Consider the following 20,142-nt stretch of genomic DNA (forward strand, 5'->3'; position numbering starts at 1 on the left):
TCTTGATTTTGCGAACTGTTTATAAGATTGACAAAGTTTGCGCATCAGTTTTTGTTTCCCAAACCCGATTGAAGCGAAAATACTTTTTGTTGCGTCATTTCGAACGCAGAGAGAAATCTCTAAGTTAAAAGCTACTATCAAACAGATTTCTCTCTGCGTTCGAAATGACGGGGGACAGAAAACAAAAAGATTACAGCGAAAAGCGGGGCTGAAATAACTAAAGAACTACTGTGTCTGCTTTTCAAAAAAAGCGAAACTATGGTCGAAATAACGTGTGAAACAAAAAAAAAGACCAGCTGATTGCTCAACTGGTCTTTTACGAAATATATCTTTTCGACTATTTAGCCAAAACTTCTTCTACTAAATCTGCAGCTTCTTTCAATAAAATTGCAGAGTAAACTTTCAATCCAGACTCGTCGATTAGTTTTTTAGCTTCTTCAGCGTTAGTTCCTTGTAAACGAACAATGATTGGAACTCTAATGTCGCCAATTTCTTGGTAAGCATCAATCACACCTTGTGCAACTCTATCGCAACGTACAATACCACCAAAAATGTTGATTAAGATTGCTTTTACGTTAGGATCTTTCAAGATAATGTTGAAACCAGCTTTAACTGTAGTCGCGTTAGCAGTTCCGCCCACGTCTAAGAAGTTAGCAGGCTCACCACCAGCCAATTTAATGATGTCCATAGTAGCCATCGCTAAACCAGCACCATTAACCATACAACCTACGTTACCATCTAATTTAACATAGTTAAGGTTGCTTTCGCTAGCCTCAACATCTGTGGGATCTTCTTCCAATTTATCACGCATTGCTGCATAATCTGGATGACGGTATAATGCATTTTCATCCAAATCTACCTTAGCATCAACAGCAATGATTTTCTCGTCGCTAGTTTTTAAAACAGGGTTGATTTCGAACATTGCAGAATCGGTTTGGTCGTAAGCTTTGTACAAAGCAGCAACAAATTTCACCATTTCTTTATGTGCAGCACCAGTTAAACCTAAGTTGAAAGCAATTTTACGAGCTTGGAAACCTTGTAGGCCAACTTTAGGGTCGATAGTTTCTTTGAAAATCAAGTGAGGCGTGTGTTCCGCAACTTCCTCGATGTCCATACCACCTTCAGTACTGTACATGATAATGTTTTTGCCAGCAGCACGGTCTAAAAGTACGCTCATGTAGAACTCTTTAGTTTCCGTTGGGCCTGGATAGTAAACATCTTGAGCAACCAAGATTTTGTTTACTTTTTTACCTTCTGCACCAGTTTGCGGCGTAACCAATTGCATCCCCAAAATATCGGTAGCTCTTTGCTTTACTTCGTCTAAGTTTTTGGCCAATTTAACACCGCCACCTTTACCTCTACCTCCAGCGTGGATTTGCGCTTTAATCACAACCCAGTCAGAGTTAAAGTCAGTTTTCATTTTTTTAGCGGCTTCAACAGCTTGGTCAACTGTGTCAGCAACAATGCCTTCTTGTATAGCAACGCCAAAACTCTTTAGAATTTGTTTACCTTGATATTCGTGGATATTCATTTCTTTAAAATTTGCCCAAATCTACAATTTCAAATCCTTTATGCCAATAGCAAAATGGATTTAAATGTAAAGAAATCGCAATGTTGGTAAGATGTTATTGTTAAATGGATGGATTGTTAAATTGTAGCGGTAAATATTCGTCTATTTTTGAAAATGTAGGGACAATGGTTATTGGCTACTGCAGTCCTGCTTTCGCTTATAGTCCTCGTTTCGCTAACGCTTACTGCGGGCTAATCCGCTCAATCAGGTTTAATTAACAAAGGCAATCTGTCTTAATCTTCTATTCTCCGGTATTTTAAGATATTGCTACTTCCTTCAATTGTTACTTGTATCCGAGTTGGATAATCGTCTATTTGTTTAAATATTTCTCTCGAATAAAATTCTGGATACTTGAAGTTGATTATCTCATTGTTGGGATTTAGCTGATACATAGCTGTATCTGTTAAAGATTCGTCGTTAAAAGATTTGAAATTTGGCGTATTTTTAATTAACTGTATAATATTAATTTTATCCATTTCGCTAATTTCAATTTCTGTTTCTTGTATCCTTTCGGGCATTCCTTTCACAGAATTATTCAAGATTTTGAATTTATCTTTTAATTTTATGTGCAAATGCGCTAAGTCTTTGTTTACATCATTTTCTGATATACTTAATTCATCAATGGTATTGGTTAAACAGAATAATACGATAGGTGCAATTAAAACCAAAGAAGATATGATTCCAATTATCGTTCTTTTCTTTATTGAGAAGTATAGCACAGTAATTCCAATTAAGAAAAACATGCCTAAGAATAATATACCGTAAATTAAAGACATTCCCATTTCTTAATCAATTTGTAGCATATCCGCCTTGCTGATGATTAGACAACTTTTGAATGGTCTTATTAAATTTCGAGCTCATCTTTCTCCAATACTTTCTAAAGTCTACTTTACCGGCTCTAAATAGTTTTTTATGAGCATGCCATACAACTAAAGTAGTCGAGAAATAGAAAATAGAATAGCCGCAATAGGATAGTAAGCGAATAAACTTGTTTTTATCGCTATAAATAATAGCGAGCCGTTCCATCTGGAATCTGATATGTGGCGCTTCGTCAATTAAGATATCTGTGCATATCTGTTTAAGCAATTTACAATTAGTGGCATCTTTTAGACATTGGTAAAATACTTGCGCTGCATTTTCAACTGTAATAACGGCAATCGTCCAAGACTCCATATCTGTATAAAGTCCACGAAATTTCCTAAATAAACTATCTCCCCAATTTTTCTTGATTCTTTTTTCTCCAATTAAATCAATATACTTTCCAAGGTTGTTTCCATGCTTTTGCTCTTCTTTGATGAATAGTCTGATGGCTTCAACGTAATTATCGTCATTTAACTTTCTGGCGTATTTTTTAGCGGCATTGATTAGGTTGCTACCATCCGAAGTTTCGCCCAATTGCCAAGCTTGTAAAGATTTTAATATATGTTGCCTTTCTGTTAATGTAAGCTCGGGAGCAATAGTCCAATCAATTCTTTGTTTTTTTAGGTTTTCCGAAAAGTACTGCAGCCAGTTTTGAGAGTTTTGCATTTTATTTAGAGTTAGAAATTTAATAATCTGAGATATATGAACGCAATTGGGATATTTAATAAAATGAAGCTAATTGTTTTAACGTATTCTATCGGTTTTTCTCGTTTTATAAATGCGGCCAGTATCACCGTTAGAAGCACTAGGATATTAACAGGGACAATGAAAATCAAATAATAAAATCCAATAGGTAGTAATACAGAAGCGCCAGTAATAAGGTACGACAAGAATAGCAAGGTGCCTAATGCGAAAGACCAAATTGCGGTTAGTTTACCAATGCTAATTTCAGTGATATTTTCCATCGTTAATTTTGCTTAATACGTTTTCTTTAATGTTTTCAAGGCTTCCCACTCCAAATAGCTAAAAGACAACCATGAAGTTTTCTTCTCCAAAAACCAGTTAATTTTGTTGTCTAGTCTTTGATTGAAGCCATCTTTTGCATTTTTAATGGCTAGTGCTTTTCTTTCTGTTTTGCTCAATGGAGGAGCTATATTTGTTCCTTCTAAAGTAACTTCTACAGTTCCAGTAGCTGTAGAATCTACTGCCGCTTTTATTTCATCGTTACCTGCCTGTTCTTTTTCTTCCTGTGTAATCACATATTTTAAAAGTAATCCTCGATTCTTTTCTAATATCGGAGTGATTTTATCGGAAAGCCCCATTAAATGGTCTACATCAACGCTAATTCTATTAGAATTACTAAGATTATAATTCATAATTAAAGCATCCCAATTCACAAAACTTAAAACGACCAACAGTGTGTACCATATTTTCGAGTTTATACGATATAAAAAGAAAACGGTCTTCTGTTTTGCAACCTTAATATAAACCGTAGCCAATCCAATAAGAGATAAAGTAGCAAAAACTGCCACGCCAATTCTTTTGTAAGTTAAACCATGGTAAAAAATGTAATCGTAATCCCTATGGAAAACCGAGAGCACTAAAAATATATTCTGAGCAATCCAAATGTAGGCTAAGAGCTTAATCCATTTGTTTTTTCGGTAGAAATTCAAATTGCCGCTAAAGAAATACACGATAATCAACATGGCGATGACGATGCTAAAAATCAAAGTATTGGTTCCATCGTGCAACTCGGCAGAGAAATTTTTGCTAGCATCAACTGCGTTGTTAAACCATAACGTAGCCGTATCAATCGCATTTAAAAACAAAAGCAGTAAGTTTAGTGCCGTAAAAGAGATAATGCCTATAACGTTTTCGGTTTTCAGTGCTAGTTTTTTACCTGTCTGATTTCCTGATAATAACATCCTAAAGTCCTGAAAAAGAGATGGTTTTTTAATATCCCTACGCTTTCTAGTTAATTGGTCATCTTCTCCAATTTCAACGTCATCCAGTAATTTGCTTTTAATCCCCACTGTAATGCCTGCGGTAATGCTGATTCCCAATAATAAGAATAGGCATTTAGGTAAGCTGATATCGATAAAAAAGAAGTTGAAAATGGTATTGAAGAAGTGGCTGATGTGATCGGTAACCAAACGAATATATTTATCGAAAATAGGATTGGCAACACTATACAACGAGCAGAAAATGATGACCATTAACAGTGGAAGTACAATATATTTTACGGGTTTTAAAATAGGCTTAAAGTTAAATTTGCCCAACTTGGTACCTTTCAGTTTGGTAATGATGCCATAAGGGCCGCTGATAATTTGTAAAACTCCCCAAACCAACGCGGTAATGCTCGATTTCAGCATTACAAAATGTGCGGTACCCAAATAAATCAACAAAGTGATGAACCAAGTAATGATAGCTAGCATGGAATTGTCGTAAGTAATATAGGTGGCTATCGCTAAATGTGGCAAGGCGGTGTAAAGCTTGTTTTTATGGAAAGGAATATCACTGTCTGTGAAAGTGATGGCGATAATAAATAAACTATATAGCAGTAAGTTAAGTCCTAAAAATTCGTCCCAAAAAAGGAGTTCGAAGATTAATCCGCCAATAAGTAGGAGCGGAAGACGATAATCGATTTTCTGTGTCATTTGTTTAATAATTATGTTTCTAGTGTTAGGTAGTTTGTGATAAGCGTTTTTTAATAAATTATTGCCTGTTTAGTCAGTTCAATTTATAGATTGATGTGGTTTAAATCAGCTATCTGAATAGACAACCAAACAAAGAATATCCCAATGGGAATATTGATAAGCATGATAATAATAGCATTAAATATTTGTCTCCAATTAGACCTAGCCCCGATTAAATGCAGTAGTAAAATCAGCAAGATGAAACCATTTGTTAGGCAAGCCAATAAGATGAAGAAAAATGCACCTATCATCACTTGCTCAACTTTACTGATGGCAAATGCTAAGAATATGCTGATGCCTAGTAACAGCGATATTCTAGCACATCGTTTTGCGGCAATTACAATAGCTAATTCAGAAGATGCTTTCATTTTAAAGTGCTTTGTATTTCAAAGTTAATGGTTAAAAAAAATGGCGTTAGCTGCCGGCAAAAGGAGTTCCGAAAATACCTACAGCTAGTTCGGCCCATATTAGGAATAGGATGAATAAAATTACTGCGCAGATTAAAAATTTCCATTGTGCAGATTTAACCTTACGAGTAACTAACTCAATTGCCAAACCAGTTAGGGTTAGTAGAGTGCCCATTATTATAAAATCAAATAGCTTCCAATCTACTTCGTTGGTAAATTGCATGGCTACCAGTGGTATAGCTAAAATTAAGGCGATGATTCCAAAGGTGATGATAAGCCTTTGTTTGGTGTTTGTTGTGGATACTGTTTCTGTTTTCATGATTATTGTTATTAAAGTTAATATAAAGTACTTTGTTTTTCAAAGTTAAAGTTCAAAAAAAAAATTAAATTCCTTTGATCATCTTTTCGAGTGCATCTAAATGCTGTTTGAAAGATTGTCTGCCTAATTCGGTTATGGTATAAGTAGTATTTGTTTTTTTGCCAATAAATGCTTTGGTTACTTTTAAGTATTCTGCTTGTTCCAAAGTATTCAAGTGCGAAGCAAGGTTGCCGTCGGTTAAGTCTAAAAGTTGCTTAAGCTCATTAAAACTCACACCGTCATTTACAATCAGTACAGACATCACACCCAGCCTAATTCGGCTGTCGAAAATTTTATTTAGTGCTTCTATCGGGTTTTTCATTTTAACTTAAGTTTTTTGTTGTTTAGATAAACGGCGTGTTACTTACAACTTAAAACGTATAACTTATTACTTCTTTTCATATTTAAAATACATGATTAAACCGTATAGAATATGTAACACACCGAACCCGAACGCCCAAAATAGGAGGCCGTATCCCACATAAAACATGGTTATAAGTCCGATAGCGATTTCGCACATGCCTAAAAACTTAATATCCGAATAGGTGTATTTGCTAGCGTTGATAAGGGCTAATCCGTAAAAAATTAAAGTGCTTGGAGCAATTAAACCTGCGGCATTTCTATGGTTTAATAGCAACGCAATTACAAAAAGACCACCCGTAGCCAGTGGAATAGCTAGGTTGATCAAAAGGTTTTTAGAAGTTTTGTCCCAAATTGGCAGGTTCTTTTTCTTACTTTGTCTATAAGTGAAGAAAATACCACCTAAAACAGCCACTGCCAGCACTATTAGTGCGATTAAAATCAGCTCTCCTTCTAAAAACATCACATTTACATTGTCGTAGCTACTAGATTTGTGATTTCCAAAAGCTGTAATCGAACGATGAGCAAAATAGGCACCTATCAATGCCGTTATTCCAGCAAAGACTCCAGAAAGCCCGCTTAAAGAAATAAATCTCGATGAACGATTCATGATATTCCTGATATCATTTAGCGTATCTAATTGCTCTTGTTGGTTCATTTTTTAAAGTGCTTTGTAGTTCAAAGTTAAGAATGGATTTTTGATTTGCAAATTTTTTTTTGATTGCGTGTATTAATTTTAATAATGCATTCAGCTAGAGACGCAAAATATTGCGTCTGTACCCTAAATTAGGCAAAGCCTATTTTAGGGTATTTATCGGCAATTCTGTACATTTGTTCCATGTTACAAGCCAAAGGGATAAAAAAAACATACGGAAATCTTCAGATTTTAAAAGGGGTAGATTTTGAAGTCTCTGAAGGGGAAATTGTAAGTATTATTGGAGCTTCTGGTGCTGGTAAAAGTACATTGTTACATATTTTAGGAACTTTAGACCAGCCCGATACCGGTTCTGTAACATTAAAAGGAAGAGAAGTCAACAAACTTTCTGGGGAGATTTTAAGTGTTTTCAGAAATCAGAATATTGGCTTTATTTTTCAGTTCCATCATTTATTACCAGAGTTTAATGCGCTAGAAAATATCTGTATACCAGCTTTTATTGCAAAAAAAAGTAAGAAAGAAGCAGAAAAAAGAGCTTTCGAATTACTGGATTTATTCGGCTTAAAAGACCGTGCTTATCATAAACCCAACGAACTGTCGGGTGGCGAACAGCAACGTATTTCGGTAGCCAGAGCTTTAGTGAATCATCCTTCTATTGTATTGGCAGATGAGCCTTCTGGAAATCTAGATTCTGAGAACGCAAATGCGCTCCATCAGCTTTTTATTAGTTTGCGTGATAATTTCAAGCAGACTTTTGTGATTGTTACCCACAACAACGAATTGGCTAAAATTAGCGATAGGGTGGTGACGATGAAGGATGGCTTAATCATTTAATTTTTGGAGCAGTATTTAATCATTCTCTCAGGCAAAATTCATTCATTAAAATATAAAATTTGAAAATTCTAATTACCGGTGGTAAAACAGCAACTGCTTTAAAATTAATTAAGGCGTTTAATCATGATGAAATCCTTTTAGGCGACTATGGCGATATGCCAAAGATCAGTACCAGTTCTTATTCTTTTGCTGAACTTGGTAAATGGAACGTTGATGTGCTAGCGCATAATTTGCTGACCAAATGCCTAGATAATGGCGTAGAACTATTGTTGCCAATTTACGAAGCTGAAATTACAGCATTGTCTAAATCATTGGTATTATTTGATGAATTTGGGATAAAAGTTTTGGTACCAGAAAATCCTCAGTTTAATCCTCAGAAAATTAAAGAATGCTGCGTTTTTGAAAATGGTAAGCTGATTTACACTTCATCCGATATAGAAATAGATGAGAGCGTGGACTTCAACGGAGCCTATACCTTTGATGCCGAGACGAAAGAGTTTGCACTTATCTCTATCGCAAATTCTCAGTAAGAGTTTAATAACCGCCTCACTTTTACCTTTTTATTTTTGACTTTTTTTCCATGTCTTTCGAAAAATATCTTTCCAATAAGAAAGCTTTAATCATCACTTTAGATGATGCGCTGTATCCTAAAAAAGATTATCTACTACAGGTTTATTATCTGTTTTCTGAATTTATGGCCTATTCAGAGCAAATAGATGCAAAAGCCATCGTAGATTTTATGAGTAAGGAATACGCCGAGAATGGAGAGCAAAGTATTTTTGCAAAGACGGCTACACAATTTGGTATTCCAGAAAAATACGAGCAGAATTTTAACCTGCTGTTTGAGACTGCTCGACTGCCTTTGAAATTATTGCTGTTTCAAAATGTTTTGGAGCTACTACAGCAAGTGGTTTTAGATAGAAAGCAGTTGTTTATTTTGGTTGACGGAAATCCAGCGGAGGCAATAAATAAAATTAAGCAAATAGAATGGAACGGTTTAGAGCAATATCTTAAATTGTATTTTACAGCAGAATATCATAACTCGGCTAACGAAGCAGTAATTGAATTGTTAAAAGAACAAAGCCTTGAAAAAGATGAAGTTGTGTTGTTCTTCGCTAAAAACCAGCCAGAAAGTAATTTCGTAGATGCTGATATAGAATGTTTTTCTGTAACAGAAATATTGTAGAGAATATTTCGTTAATTAGTGTGCTTATTAAATCATTTAAAATGAATAAAAAATACTTATTGATTCTGACTGCAGTTTCAATGTTGGCTTTTGGAGCTTGTAAGAAAAGTAAAAATGAACCGACGCCAACTCCAACCAAAGAAGAGCCTAAACCAGAAGATGAAACTCCACCAACAACAACAAATAGAACAGAGCTTTCCATTGATTCTATTTATTTGTATGCCAAGCAGCTATATTATTGGAATGATAATTTGCCTACTTATAAAGCTTTTAATCCTAGGCAATTTAATGTTGGAAGTGTAGCATTGGATAAATATGAAAATGAACTTTTAGGAATTGCTAACTATTCTGCGAATAAGTATGATATTTATCAAAATTCTACAAAGTATTCAAATATAACTGATATTACTACTAAAAATCCAAGTGCTACTGGCGTTGTAATTAATGATAATAAGAGCCTGTCGGTAGATTTATTAGGTAATGGAAATGATGTCGGTATCAGGTTGGTGTCTTATTTGTTAGATAATACTAGAACAAGATATCTTCCTTTTGTAACTGCTGTTTATCAAAATTCACCCGCAGAAAGTGCAGGGGTGAAAAGAGGATGGTATATTTCTAAAGCCAACGGACAGGCTTACGGAGCAAATTATACGAATGAAATAGCTAATTTAAATGCAGCTCTTAATGGTATTTCGGTTACTTTAGAATTGACTAATTTGTTAACTAGTGCAAAAACAACCGTTACTTTGGCGAAAGCTTCTTATAAAAGTAGTCCGGTTTATAAAACTAAGGTAATTACAGCGGGTGCTAAGAAAATTGGATATTTTGCTTTTGCGAGATTTTCTAAATTAACGGTGTCCGGCAGAACTCCTTCTGATGTTAATTTAGATGCTGCGTTTAATGAGTTTTCAAGTCAGGGTGTTACGGATTTGATTGTAGATTTGAGATACAATGGAGGGGGTTATGTAGAAACTGCAGAATATTTAACAAATTTGATAGCGCCTTCTAGTAATAATGGCAAGGTAATGTTTACAGAACACTACAATGCAACTATGCAGAACAATAAAGCTACAATTTTAAAAAATCAACCTTTGCTAGATGCAAATGGTAAGGTTCAGAGACAGAATGGTAATATTGTAACCTATTTTGACTATATGACAAATCCATATTCAGTAGCTAATAATACTGCAACGTTTTCTAAAAAGGGGAATTTGAATTCTGTGCAGAATGTTATCTTTTTGGTAACTGGAAATACCGCTTCATCTAGTGAGTTAGTAATTAATTCATTAAAGCCACATATGTCAGTAAAGGTTATAGGTGCTACTACTTATGGTAAGCCAATTGGTTTCTTCCCTATTGTCATTGAAAATAGATATGAAGTTTATTTCTCTTTGTTTGAAACTAGAAATTCACTAGGTCAAGGTGGATACTACGCTGGGATTAAGCCTGAAGTAGGTTATGATGAAGATGCAGATGCGTCTGGAGAGTTTTGGGATGACATTAGATATGATTTTGGAGATGTAAAAGAGGCTTATTTAGCAGGAGCATTGAAAATTTTAGCTCCAGGAGTTACTTTCACAAATTCAGCTAGAGTGGCTAGCACTATGAGTGTAAATGGAGAAAGTTTTAACTTGAAAAACTTTGAAAAAATGAAGCCACTTAAGAACGATAGTTTTGTAGGAATGATTGAAAATAGAACTAAACTGAAAAATTAAAATAACATTAGAATAGCATTAAGGCCGCTATTGCGGCTTTTTTTGTACATTAAATTTTTACAAAAGACTGTCTAAAAATTAGGATACAATATTGTTATTCTTTTAAAAAATTGTTAAGCTTGTTTAAACAAAATTATAATACTTATGATTGGGGAATTAATTGAAAAGGAAGAAATAGATGTAACAGAATTTGTGCCCGCAGATGTACAGTTGTCTGAGGAGATGTTAGCTAAGCTTTCTTCTGCACAAAGGCTAGGCAATGAGTTTAAATCAAAGGCTTATATTGCCTTTAATACAAAACAAGGAGTTAGAAAGGTAAGCACAACTGTGTGGTCTGTAACAGAAAAATACCTACAGTTGAAAAATAACGTACATGTACCCATCAACTCCATAGTGGATATAGATTTCTAATTAAAACAAAAAATCCCAACTTTAAAAGGTTGGGATTTTTTGTTTCTACTGTTTTTTCATTTGCAGTGTTTCTCTGAAAATACTTTGAATGTCTCTTTGTTTATCAATATTCACAATTACTTCTTGTATCACACTTACTGCATCAGTATAAAATGCCTGATTAATGTTTTTAAACTCGTCAGTCGCTTTGTGATAATCTTTATGGTCTTCAACCCCGAAATAGATGAAAGGGATATTTTTTGCATTAAAAGCACCTTGATCACTTTGGTTGGTCCAATCGTCATGTCCCAATTTAGGGTCATCGTGGCCTAACATTAATTTGATGTTAGGGTTGGTGGTAATTAGGTATTTCTTTAGTTGAGGATATTTAAAAGTGCCAACTGCGTAAAGCTCACCTTTATCATTATGGCTAATCATATCCATGTTGATGTTTAATTTTATTTTCTCTAACGCAACCGGTGGATTTGCTACAAAAGCTTTCGCTCCCTGTAAGCCAACTTCTTCAGCGTCAAATAATGCAAAAATGATGGTGTTGTTGGGTTGGTGTTCTTTAAAGTATTTCGCAAAACTCAATAAGGCTGCAACACCGGAAGCATTATCATCTGCACCATTGTAAACCTCATTGTTAATTACCCCGATGTGGTCATAGTGTGCTGATACAACAATTACATCATCTGTTTTGCCTTGTATATAAGAAACAAGGTTAACTCCTTTGGTAATGCTATTTCTTCCCTTAATATCAAAATTTTGCTCATATTTGCCCAAAAATGGATGCGCCTCTACGCCAATCTCCTTTAGGCGTTTTACCAAATAGGTTCTAGAAAGTTCACTGCCCTTAGTTCCCGATTTACGACCTTCGTATTCATCAGAAGATAAAATCTCTACATCTTTAAGTAATTGGCTATTGGCAGTTTTAACCTCCTTAACGGAACCACAACCTAACTGCAGCGCCAATGGTATAAGCAATAATAATCGGTTCATAATTTTTAATTGAAGTTTAAAGTTAGGAATATCTAGCAATAAAGTTTTGTTTTTGTAAAATCTTAAGTACGGATTTCTCCTTTGCTAATAACTCACTAAATTGCTTTCATAAATTCTCATAAAATGGAATATAGAAGATTAGGTAAATCCGGGCTGCAGGTAAGCGCCCTTTCGTTTGGTAGCTGGCTAACATTTGGCAATCAAATTAGTGATAAAGTAGCCGATGAATTAATGGGTGTAGCTTATGATGCTGGTGTAAATTTCTTTGATAATGCCGAGGGTTATGCCGAAGGTAAATCAGAGATTGTAATGGGTAATATCATCAAAAACCAGAAATGGGAACGCGAATCATTTGTGGTTTCTAGCAAAGTTTTCTTTGGTACAGAAAATAAAGGCCCAAATAGGGTAGGGTTATCTCGTAAACACGTGATCGAAGCTTGTAATGCTGCTTTGAAACGTTTGCAAGTAGATTACTTAGATTTGTATTTCTGTCATCGCCCTGATAAAAATACACCTATCGAAGAAACTGTTTTTGCGATGAACACCTTATTGCGACAAGGCAAAATTTTGTACTGGGGAACATCTGAGTGGAGTGCTGCCGAAATTATAGAAGCTATCGCTATCGCGAAACAATACAATTTGATTGGTCCAACTATGGAGCAGCCGCAGTATAACCTGTTTGAGCGCAACAAGCTAGAAAATGAGTATTTGCACTTATTCAATAACCATGGTTTAGGCACTACCATTTGGTCGCCATTGGCTTCTGGAATCTTGTCTGGAAAATACACTAACGGTGGGGTAGAAGGAACGCGTTTAGCTTTAGAAGGTTTGGAGTGGCTTAAGGATAGAACTTTGGCTGAAGACAGAATGCAAAAGGCAGCCGCTCTGCAAGAGTTAGCCAACAGTTTAGATGTTTCTTTAGCAAAATTGTCGATTGCTTGGTGCTTAAAAAATCCCCACGTAAGTACTGTAATTTTAGGAGCTTCTAAGGTGCCGCAATTGCAGGAAAATCTTCAAGTTTTAGAGGTGTTACCAGTGTTAACAGAGGATGTGCTAACGAAAATAGAGGAAATTGTGAAAACGAAGCCTCAATTGGCAGATTTTTAGAAGATGTTTTTAAGACTTACGAAGTTTTCTAAACTTCGTAAGTCTACTTTGTGTGTCAGGCTGAGCCTTTCGAAGCCTAAAAACAGGTGTTAATTGTATTTCGACACGCTCAATGTGACACTCTATTATTTAATAATAAGTCAACCTTACTACGCCAGCAATTTTTTTAGCTAAGCGAATTACCTGACGGGTATAGCCATACTCATTGTCGTACCACGCATATAAAATCACAGATTTCCCATCTTTAGAAAGAATCGTTGCTGGGCCATCTATAATAGAGGCATGACTGTTGCCAATCAAATCAGTACTTACCAATTCGTTGGAAACAGAGTACTCTAATTGTTCAGAGAGGTTGCCAAATAAAGAAGCTTGTTTCAATACTTCTGCTACCTCTTCTCTCGTGGTTTCTTGGTTTAAGGATAAATTTAATATTGCTAAAGAAACATTTGGTGTGGGTACACGAACCGCATTTCCTGTCAACTTCCCAGTTAATTGAGGGAGTACTTTTGCTACCGCTTTGTCGGCACCAGTTTCGGTAATAACTAAGTTTAAAGCTGCCGAACGGCCTCTACGATATTTCTTGTGGTAATTATCTAAAAGGTTTTGGTCGTTGGTGTAAGAATGAACTGTTTCGATATGACCTTTTTCGATGCCAAAACTCTCTTCTACAACTTTTAATACAGGAATGATCGCATTCGTGGTACAAGATGCGTTAGAGAAAATGTTTTCTTCCTTGAAATCGAAATCTGTATCATTAATTCCGGTGACAATATTTGGAATATCACCTTTGGCTGGAGCGGTTAGCAACACTTTGCTCACACCTTTGGCGCTCAAATGCCTGCTTAAGCCCTCGCGGTCGCGGAAAACGCCAGTGTTGTCGATGACTAATGCGTCGTTAATACCATATGCTGTGTAATCAGCGTCTTCCGGATTTTTAACTGCAATTAGATAAATAGTTTGTCCGTTAATAATTAAAGCTCTGTTCTCGTGGTCTTCTATAATAGTGCCGTTAAAAGGACCATGAATAGAATCTGTGCGAAGTAGTTCAGCACGTTTAGTTAATTCTTCGTCGCTATAGCTGCGGGTTACGATGGCACGTAAGCGTAACTGTTCACCTTTTCCGGCTTGTACAATTAATTCTCTAGCCGCAATACGACCAATGCGACCAAAACCATATAATACCACATCTTTTGGCTTTAAATTGATTTTGTCTTTGCCAATGTGTTTGCCTAGTTTGCTGATAATGAAATCATGCATGGAAGATTGGGTATTGCTTTCATCAAGCCACTCGGAAGCTAGTCTACCTACATCAATCCTAGAAGGCGCTAAGCTCGATTTGGCTATCGTATTAGCAAGTTCCAATGTTTCATAGATGGAAATATCTTTTCCACTAATTTCTTTTGCGTACTGATGGTAAGCAAGGATTTCGCTACTACCAACATCAAACAAAGGTTTACGGAAGAGTACTAATTCGATAGACCTATCGAACCACAGATGACCTACGCACTTAATTAGCTCAAGTGCTTTCTTTTCTTTTTCAATCCAGTTTTGAAACTCTGATTGATATTTATTAGACATACAAGAAATTATTTTGGTTAGAAATGCTGCAAAAGTAAAAAAGATTGAGCGAGTGCCCAATCTTTTTTGATTTATTTTTCTTGTAAAATATTGTCTAACAGTGTGTTTAACTTACACTAAGTAGCTTTTGTTTCCAGCTTATCCTAAGTAAGATTTCAAGATTTTACTTCTTGAAGTATGACGTAGGCGTTGTAGTGCTTTGTCTTTAATTTGACGTACACGCTCACGAGTCAAGTTAAATTTCTCGCCAATTTCTTCTAATGAAAGAGGATGGTTGGTGCTTAATCCGAAGAACAATACAATGATTTCACGCTCTCTTTCAGTTAAAGTAGATAAAGAACGTTTAATCTCTTCTGAAAGTGACTCGTTGATTAGGTTACTATCCGTATTAGGTTCGTGATTTTCTAATACGTCTAGTAGGGTATTTTCCTCACCTTGCACAAATGGAGCATCCATAGATACGTGACGGCCAGAGTTGCTTAAAGTGTCAGAAATCTTGTCAACAGTAGTTTCTAAAATATCTGCCAATTCTTCTGGAGAAGGCTCACGTTCATACTCTTGCTCTAATTTAGAGAAGGCCTTGCTGATTTTACTTAATGAACCTACTTGGTTTAAAGGTAAACGAACAATACGACTTTGTTCAGCGATAGCCTGTAAAATCGATTGACGGATCCACCATACCGCATAAGAAATGAATTTAAAACCTTTAGTTTCGTCAAAACGTTTGGCAGCTTTAATCAAACCTAAGTTTCCTTCATTGATCAAATCTCCAAGTGTTAAACCTTGATTTTGATATTGTTTCGCTACCGAAACAACGAAACGTAAATTGGTTTTTGTTAATCTTTCAAGAGCGGCTTGATCTCCTTCACGAATCTTACGAGCTAAAATTACTTCTTCTTCAGCTGTGATTAAATCTACTTTGCCAATCTCGTGTAGGTACTTGTCTAACGACTGACTTTCGCGATTGGTAATGGATTGGGTTATTTTGAGTTGTCTCATTTATATGTATTGGTCCTCGTTGGATTTTTCAATTCTGCAAAAATACGTTTTTTTTAAGCGGAATAGAAACTTAAATTACTGAAAATGTTGTGTTTTGTCATGTATTTTTGAACGATTTGTTTATAGCAAAAATCATTCCAATTTGTTTCTAATAATAGTGATGTAGTTTCGATTGGTTGTTGATTAAGTTATTGTTTTTTAGTTTTTTAACGCTGTTTTTCGAGGTGAACAATGACTTAATTATTACTGTATATTTATGTTTTTCAACAATGCGTTCAAAAAGACTGACAAAAGGGACATTTGATGTGTCGCAAAATTGGGATGTTTTGTCTACACATTAAATTATAAATGTAGCCTAACTCCATATCCCATAAAGAATATCTTTGTTATTGACGTTGTTGTACGATTCTCGAACCAGCTTACTGCGTAAAGATCGTTAGTGTTGGTTTCTGCATAAAGGCTTACTGCTTTAATTGCCGATTTTTCACTTCCTAAAATCTTTAGTTCTGTGCTGAAACCTAAGTGCCCTTTTAACGCTGTAGACCACCAGTAATATCCTTCTGGATATTGATTAGGATCAAATTTTTTATCGAAATTATGGCCTAAAGTATACGACATGAAAATTACTGGATTAATGGGTTGCCATATCAGGTCCTTATTTAATTTGATATTAAACGGCTTATAATCAAACTTTGTTGTCAATATATTGATTGGTCCGCCTTTACTTTTGGGTACAAATCCATAGTTTAAGCTAGCGGTTGTTTTATGGTTGAAGAAAAAATAGCCTATGCCGCCACTCATATAACCAATGCTGCCGCCGTATTGCATGTTGATGAAATCTGGTGTTAAGGCCTTTATAATCTGACGTTGGCCAAAAATCAATGTTGGGATAAGTAGTAAGCTAAAAGCTAATAGGATGTGTTTCAATTTGTCCATTAAGAATATCTAATATGGTATAAGCTCTATTTACAATAGCATTGGTGATGATAAAAGGAACGCTGTTGCTGTTTGGTTTATAGGTTTTATCGGGAGCATGTTGATGTGCATGTACAGAAGCTAAAAAGCCTGGAGTGCTGTTAGCCAACTCTTCATAGACAGGGCGTAATTTGGGGTCAAAATCTGCATCGTTGGGAGGTATATGAGAGAAAGCAATAATGTTTGAAACACCATTCTCTAATTTGAGGTTGGCTTTTAGCCAGGCAATATCTGGTACTGCGCCATTGAAGTTGTATTCTCGGCTATTCGAGTCAAAACATACAAACTTCACTCCTCCATAGTTAAATGTAAAATTGAATTCTCCAAACATTCTTCTGAAGACATAAGGGCCATTTGCTACCAAATCGTGGTTGCCAACAATGGAGATAAACGGGACTTTTAATTTTGAGTAGATGTTATAAATACCTTCAAATTCCAGTAGTTGTCCAAAATCAGAGATATCTCCATTTAAAATAACAAAGTCGATGTCATTTCTATCATTGATTTGATCTACAAAAAGCTGAGCTTCTTTGTACATTCTTTGCGTATCGCCCGATACTGCTATTCGGATACGGGAGCCTGGAGTTTTTTGCTGTAATTTTGCAATCTCGGTATTATTTACGTTCTCTGGAGTGCCGCTTCTGAATTTTTGGTTCGGGCTAAATTCTACGCCATTACACCCTAAGAGAAAAATAAAAGAGATGGCGAAATAAAAAGATAGTTTTTTCATTTGATGGATAACATAGAGCGCCTGCAATTGTTTATAATATCTCAGTTAATGAGAAAGTGTCTTTTAGGCGAATTCCTTTTTCTGTATGCAGTAGCGTGCAACACTCGTTGATGGGGTCGTGCTCTAGATAAAGTATGTACTCGTTAGTTGCGGCTTCTTCCAAAAAATCTTTCTTTTCTGCTAAGGTTTGTAAGGGAAACATGTCGTATGCCATTACGTAAGGTAGTGGAATGTGTCCTGTGGAAGGAAGTAAATCGGCCATGTAAACAATTGTTTTGTCCTTATACTGTAATTGAGGCAACATCATCGCATCGGTATGCCCGTAAGCAAAGCGGATATTGATGCCATCGTGAAAATGTACATTTTGCTGTGTCGGAATAAACTTCAGTTGTCCGCTTTCTTGTATTGGCAAAATGTTCTCTTTCAGGAAAGAAGCCTTTTCTCTTGCGTTTGGTGTTACTGCCCAGTCCCAGTGTTGTTGATTACTCCAATAAATTGCGTTTTTAAATGCAGGCACCAGCTGGTCGCCCTGTCTCTCGATAGAGCCTCCGCAATGGTCAAAGTGTAAATGCGTTAAAAATACATCAGTGATGTCATCTCTATGAAAACCATGGGCGGCTAGAGATTTATCTAAGGTGTCATCACCATGAAGATAATAATGACCAAAGAACTTTTCGTCTTGTTTGTTCCCTAATCCGTTATCGACTAGAATTAACCTTCCCCCATCTTCAATTAAAAGGCATCTCATCGCCCAAGAGCATAAGTTGTTTGCATCTGCTGGGTTTGTTTTTTGCCAAATGGACTTTGGAACAACGCCAAACATAGCGCCTCCATCTAGCTTGAAATTTCCGGTGTTGATCGTGTAGAGTTTCATTTCGGTTGGTTAATTTATGCATTGGTTAATTGTAATGAAAATACCTTTAAACAAAAATTGGTTAATTGCCTATTAACAATTAACCAATTCAAACGGTTTAAACGATTAACCAATTCGGTTAACAATTAAACCTATAAGTGTATTACTTCTCCATACGCATCAGCGGCTGCTTCCATAATCGCCTCGCTCATAGTAGGGTGAGGGTGTACTGCTTTAATCATTTCGTGTCCAGTAGTTTCTAATTTACGAGCTACTACAATTTCAGCAATCATTTCGGTTACATTAGCACCAATTAAGTGCGCACCCAATAATTCTCCATATTTAGCATCGAAAATTAACTTAACAAAACCATCTTTCGCACCTGCAGCACTTGCCTTACCAGAAGCAGAGAATGGGAATTTGCCAATTTTCAATTCATAACCTGCAGCTTTAGCAGCCTTTTCAGTATAACCTACAGAAGCAATTTCTGGAGAACAATAAGTACAGCCAGGAATATTGTTGTAATCTAATGGCTCTACATGTTGGCCAGCGATTTTCTCAACACAGATGATACCTTCAGCAGAAGCTACGTGTGCCAATGCTTGCCCAGGGACTACATCACCAATCGCGTAATATCCTTTTACAGAGGTATTGTAATATTCGTCAACAACGATTTTACCTTTATCGGTTTTGATACCTACTTCTTCTAGGCCAATGTTCTCGATATTAGCAACTATACCAGCAGCAGAAAGTACGATATCGCACTCGATGGTTTGCATACCGCTTGCAGTTTTAACTTGTACTTTACAGCCAGTGCCGCTTGTATCTACAGACTCAACAGAAGAAGAAGTCATGATTTCGATACCATTTTTCTTTAAGCTACGTAGCAATTGTTTTGAAACGTCTTCATCTTCTACAGGAACAATGTTTTCCATAAATTCTACGATGGTTACTTTTGTACCCATGGTAGCGTAGAAGTAAGCAAATTCAACACCGATAGCACCAGAACCAACTACAACCATAGATTTAGGTTGTTGAGGCAATACCATTGCCTGGCGGTAACCGATTACTTTTTTGCCATCTTGCTTTAAATTAGGTAATTCTCTAGAACGAGCACCAGTAGCAATAATTATGTTTTTAGCAGAAAGCTCTTTTTGAGAACCATCAGCACCTTTAACTTCAACTTTGTTACCAGCTTTAACTTTGCCAGTACCAATTACTACATCAATTTTGTTCTTCTTCATTAAGAATTGAACGCCTTTGCTCATTCCTTCAGCAACACCACGACTGCGTTTTACCACTGCATCAAAATCAGCTTTTGCTTCTGAAGTAGTGATGCCGTAATCGGCAGCATGATTGATATATTCGAAAACCTGCGCACTTTTTAATAAGGCTTTGGTAGGGATACAGCCCCAGTTAAGGCAAATTCCACCTAATGATTCGCGTTCAACAATAGCAACTTTCATTCCTAACTGTGAAGCTCTAATGGCAGTAACATATCCGCCCGGACCGCTACCCAATACAACTAAATCGTAGTTCATATTCTTGTTTATAAGGAAAATTAACGTAATAATTTGCTGCCAAAATTAGAAAAAATGTTGATTAAATCACGATGTGTTGGCGTAACGTAATTGTAATAAAGCAGTGCTGTAAATGAAAGAATGGTAAAATATAGATTAAAATATTGTTAAAGTTGGATTTAATGTATTGTATCCTTGTGGCTTACACGCTTTTAGAGTAGTGTTAAGTGTGGAAAAGTTTTGAGATAATTAATAATTATTTAACATTGGAATAAGTGGAAGCATGAAATTATTATCTAGATTTGTGGCGTTATTTTAACATATTTTAACAAAACAATTAAAATTC

General features: G+C 35.8%; 22 protein-coding genes. 6 read left to right on the forward strand and 16 right to left on the reverse strand.

The window, feature by feature from the left end; translation table 11 throughout:
* Positions 1–337: 337 nt before the first annotated feature.
* From sucC to CRO54_RS01320, 9 genes are all read right to left on the reverse strand, one after another.
* Positions 338–1,531 (reverse strand): ADP-forming succinate--CoA ligase subunit beta, encoded by a 1,194-nt coding sequence (sucC, locus tag CRO54_RS01280; RefSeq protein WP_097127784.1) that lies wholly within the window; start codon positions 1,529–1,531, stop codon positions 338–340.
* A 272-nt stretch (positions 1,532–1,803) separates the two neighbouring features.
* Positions 1,804–2,352, reverse strand: coding sequence for a hypothetical protein (locus tag CRO54_RS01285; RefSeq protein ID WP_144371936.1), 549 nt, complete (start codon positions 2,350–2,352; stop codon positions 1,804–1,806).
* Positions 2,353–2,359: 7 nt separating this feature from the next.
* Complete coding sequence (locus tag CRO54_RS01290; protein WP_097127788.1) at positions 2,360–3,097, reverse strand: ferritin-like domain-containing protein; 738 nt, start codon at positions 3,095–3,097, stop codon at positions 2,360–2,362.
* 11 nt (positions 3,098–3,108) lie between these two features.
* On the reverse strand, positions 3,109–3,396 hold the full coding sequence (locus tag CRO54_RS01295) for a hypothetical protein (RefSeq protein WP_097127790.1): 288 nt from the start codon (positions 3,394–3,396) through the stop codon (positions 3,109–3,111).
* Between the two features lie 12 nt (positions 3,397–3,408).
* Entirely contained in the window at positions 3,409–5,088 is a 1,680-nt protein-coding gene (locus tag CRO54_RS01300; RefSeq protein WP_097127793.1) for a DUF4153 domain-containing protein, read from the reverse strand.
* Between the two features lie 83 nt (positions 5,089–5,171).
* A complete protein-coding gene (locus tag CRO54_RS01305) occupies positions 5,172–5,495 on the reverse strand; it encodes a hypothetical protein (protein WP_097127795.1) in 324 nt (107 codons plus the stop codon).
* A gap of 46 nt (positions 5,496–5,541) precedes the next feature.
* Positions 5,542–5,853, reverse strand: coding sequence for a hypothetical protein (locus CRO54_RS01310; protein ID WP_097127798.1), 312 nt, complete (start codon positions 5,851–5,853; stop codon positions 5,542–5,544).
* Positions 5,854–5,917: 64 nt separating this feature from the next.
* Positions 5,918–6,214, reverse strand: coding sequence for a winged helix-turn-helix domain-containing protein (locus CRO54_RS01315; protein WP_097127801.1), 297 nt, complete (start codon positions 6,212–6,214; stop codon positions 5,918–5,920).
* A 66-nt stretch (positions 6,215–6,280) separates the two neighbouring features.
* Positions 6,281–6,910 (reverse strand): hypothetical protein, encoded by a 630-nt coding sequence (locus tag CRO54_RS01320; protein WP_097127803.1) that lies wholly within the window; start codon positions 6,908–6,910, stop codon positions 6,281–6,283.
* Between the two features lie 180 nt (positions 6,911–7,090).
* Between CRO54_RS01320 and CRO54_RS01325 the strand changes: the two genes are divergently transcribed.
* The 5 genes from CRO54_RS01325 (at position 7,091) to CRO54_RS01345 (ending at position 11,053) form a co-directional block, all read left to right on the forward strand.
* Positions 7,091–7,741, forward strand: coding sequence for an ABC transporter ATP-binding protein (locus tag CRO54_RS01325; protein ID WP_097127807.1), 651 nt, complete (start codon positions 7,091–7,093; stop codon positions 7,739–7,741).
* A 59-nt stretch (positions 7,742–7,800) separates the two neighbouring features.
* Positions 7,801–8,271, forward strand: a complete 471-nt coding sequence (locus tag CRO54_RS01330) for an ATP-grasp domain-containing protein (protein ID WP_097127810.1) — start codon at positions 7,801–7,803, stop codon at positions 8,269–8,271.
* A 50-nt stretch (positions 8,272–8,321) separates the two neighbouring features.
* The gene (locus CRO54_RS01335; RefSeq protein ID WP_097127812.1) at positions 8,322–8,927 is read left to right on the forward strand and encodes a haloacid dehalogenase; all 606 of its coding nucleotides are present in this window, start codon (positions 8,322–8,324) and stop codon (positions 8,925–8,927) included.
* A 41-nt stretch (positions 8,928–8,968) separates the two neighbouring features.
* Positions 8,969–10,642 (forward strand): S41 family peptidase, encoded by a 1,674-nt coding sequence (locus CRO54_RS01340; RefSeq protein ID WP_171047796.1) that lies wholly within the window; start codon positions 8,969–8,971, stop codon positions 10,640–10,642.
* Positions 10,643–10,786: 144 nt separating this feature from the next.
* A complete protein-coding gene (locus CRO54_RS01345) occupies positions 10,787–11,053 on the forward strand; it encodes a hypothetical protein (RefSeq protein ID WP_097127818.1) in 267 nt (88 codons plus the stop codon).
* A gap of 45 nt (positions 11,054–11,098) precedes the next feature.
* Here CRO54_RS01345 and CRO54_RS01350 read toward each other — a convergent pair whose 3' ends face one another.
* A complete protein-coding gene (locus CRO54_RS01350) occupies positions 11,099–12,034 on the reverse strand; it encodes a M20/M25/M40 family metallo-hydrolase (protein WP_097129828.1) in 936 nt (311 codons plus the stop codon).
* A 123-nt stretch (positions 12,035–12,157) separates the two neighbouring features.
* On the opposite strand from CRO54_RS01350, the gene CRO54_RS01355 reads away from it, so the two are divergent.
* Positions 12,158–13,141, forward strand: a complete 984-nt coding sequence (locus CRO54_RS01355) for a potassium channel beta subunit family protein (protein ID WP_097127821.1) — start codon at positions 12,158–12,160, stop codon at positions 13,139–13,141.
* Positions 13,142–13,270: 129 nt separating this feature from the next.
* On the opposite strand, the gene CRO54_RS01360 is transcribed toward CRO54_RS01355, so the two are convergent.
* The 6 genes from CRO54_RS01360 to lpdA form a co-directional block, all read right to left on the reverse strand.
* Positions 13,271–14,719, reverse strand: coding sequence for a glyceraldehyde-3-phosphate dehydrogenase (locus tag CRO54_RS01360; protein WP_097127824.1), 1,449 nt, complete (start codon positions 14,717–14,719; stop codon positions 13,271–13,273).
* Between the two features lie 138 nt (positions 14,720–14,857).
* Positions 14,858–15,718 carry a sigma-70 family RNA polymerase sigma factor gene (locus tag CRO54_RS01365; protein WP_055130013.1) on the reverse strand — a complete coding sequence of 287 codons (861 nt, stop codon included), beginning with the start codon at positions 15,716–15,718 and terminating at the stop codon, positions 14,858–14,860.
* 342 nt (positions 15,719–16,060) lie between these two features.
* Positions 16,061–16,654, reverse strand: a complete 594-nt coding sequence (locus tag CRO54_RS01370; protein ID WP_097127827.1) for a hypothetical protein — start codon at positions 16,652–16,654, stop codon at positions 16,061–16,063.
* Positions 16,620–17,423: a metallophosphoesterase family protein gene (locus tag CRO54_RS01375; protein ID WP_097127829.1), complete on the reverse strand. Its 804-nt coding sequence runs from the start codon at positions 17,421–17,423 to the stop codon at positions 16,620–16,622. Before CRO54_RS01375 ends, CRO54_RS01370 begins: the two co-directional genes overlap by 35 nt.
* Before the next feature lie 31 nt (positions 17,424–17,454).
* A complete protein-coding gene (locus CRO54_RS01380; protein WP_097127833.1) occupies positions 17,455–18,297 on the reverse strand; it encodes an MBL fold metallo-hydrolase in 843 nt (280 codons plus the stop codon).
* 131 nt (positions 18,298–18,428) lie between these two features.
* Positions 18,429–19,817 (reverse strand): dihydrolipoyl dehydrogenase, encoded by a 1,389-nt coding sequence (gene lpdA, locus CRO54_RS01385; protein ID WP_097127835.1) that lies wholly within the window; start codon positions 19,815–19,817, stop codon positions 18,429–18,431.
* Positions 19,818–20,142 lie beyond the last annotated feature (325 nt).

This window comes from Pedobacter xixiisoli, assembly GCF_900215335.1.
GTDB lineage: Bacteria > Bacteroidota > Bacteroidia > Sphingobacteriales > Sphingobacteriaceae > Pedobacter > Pedobacter xixiisoli.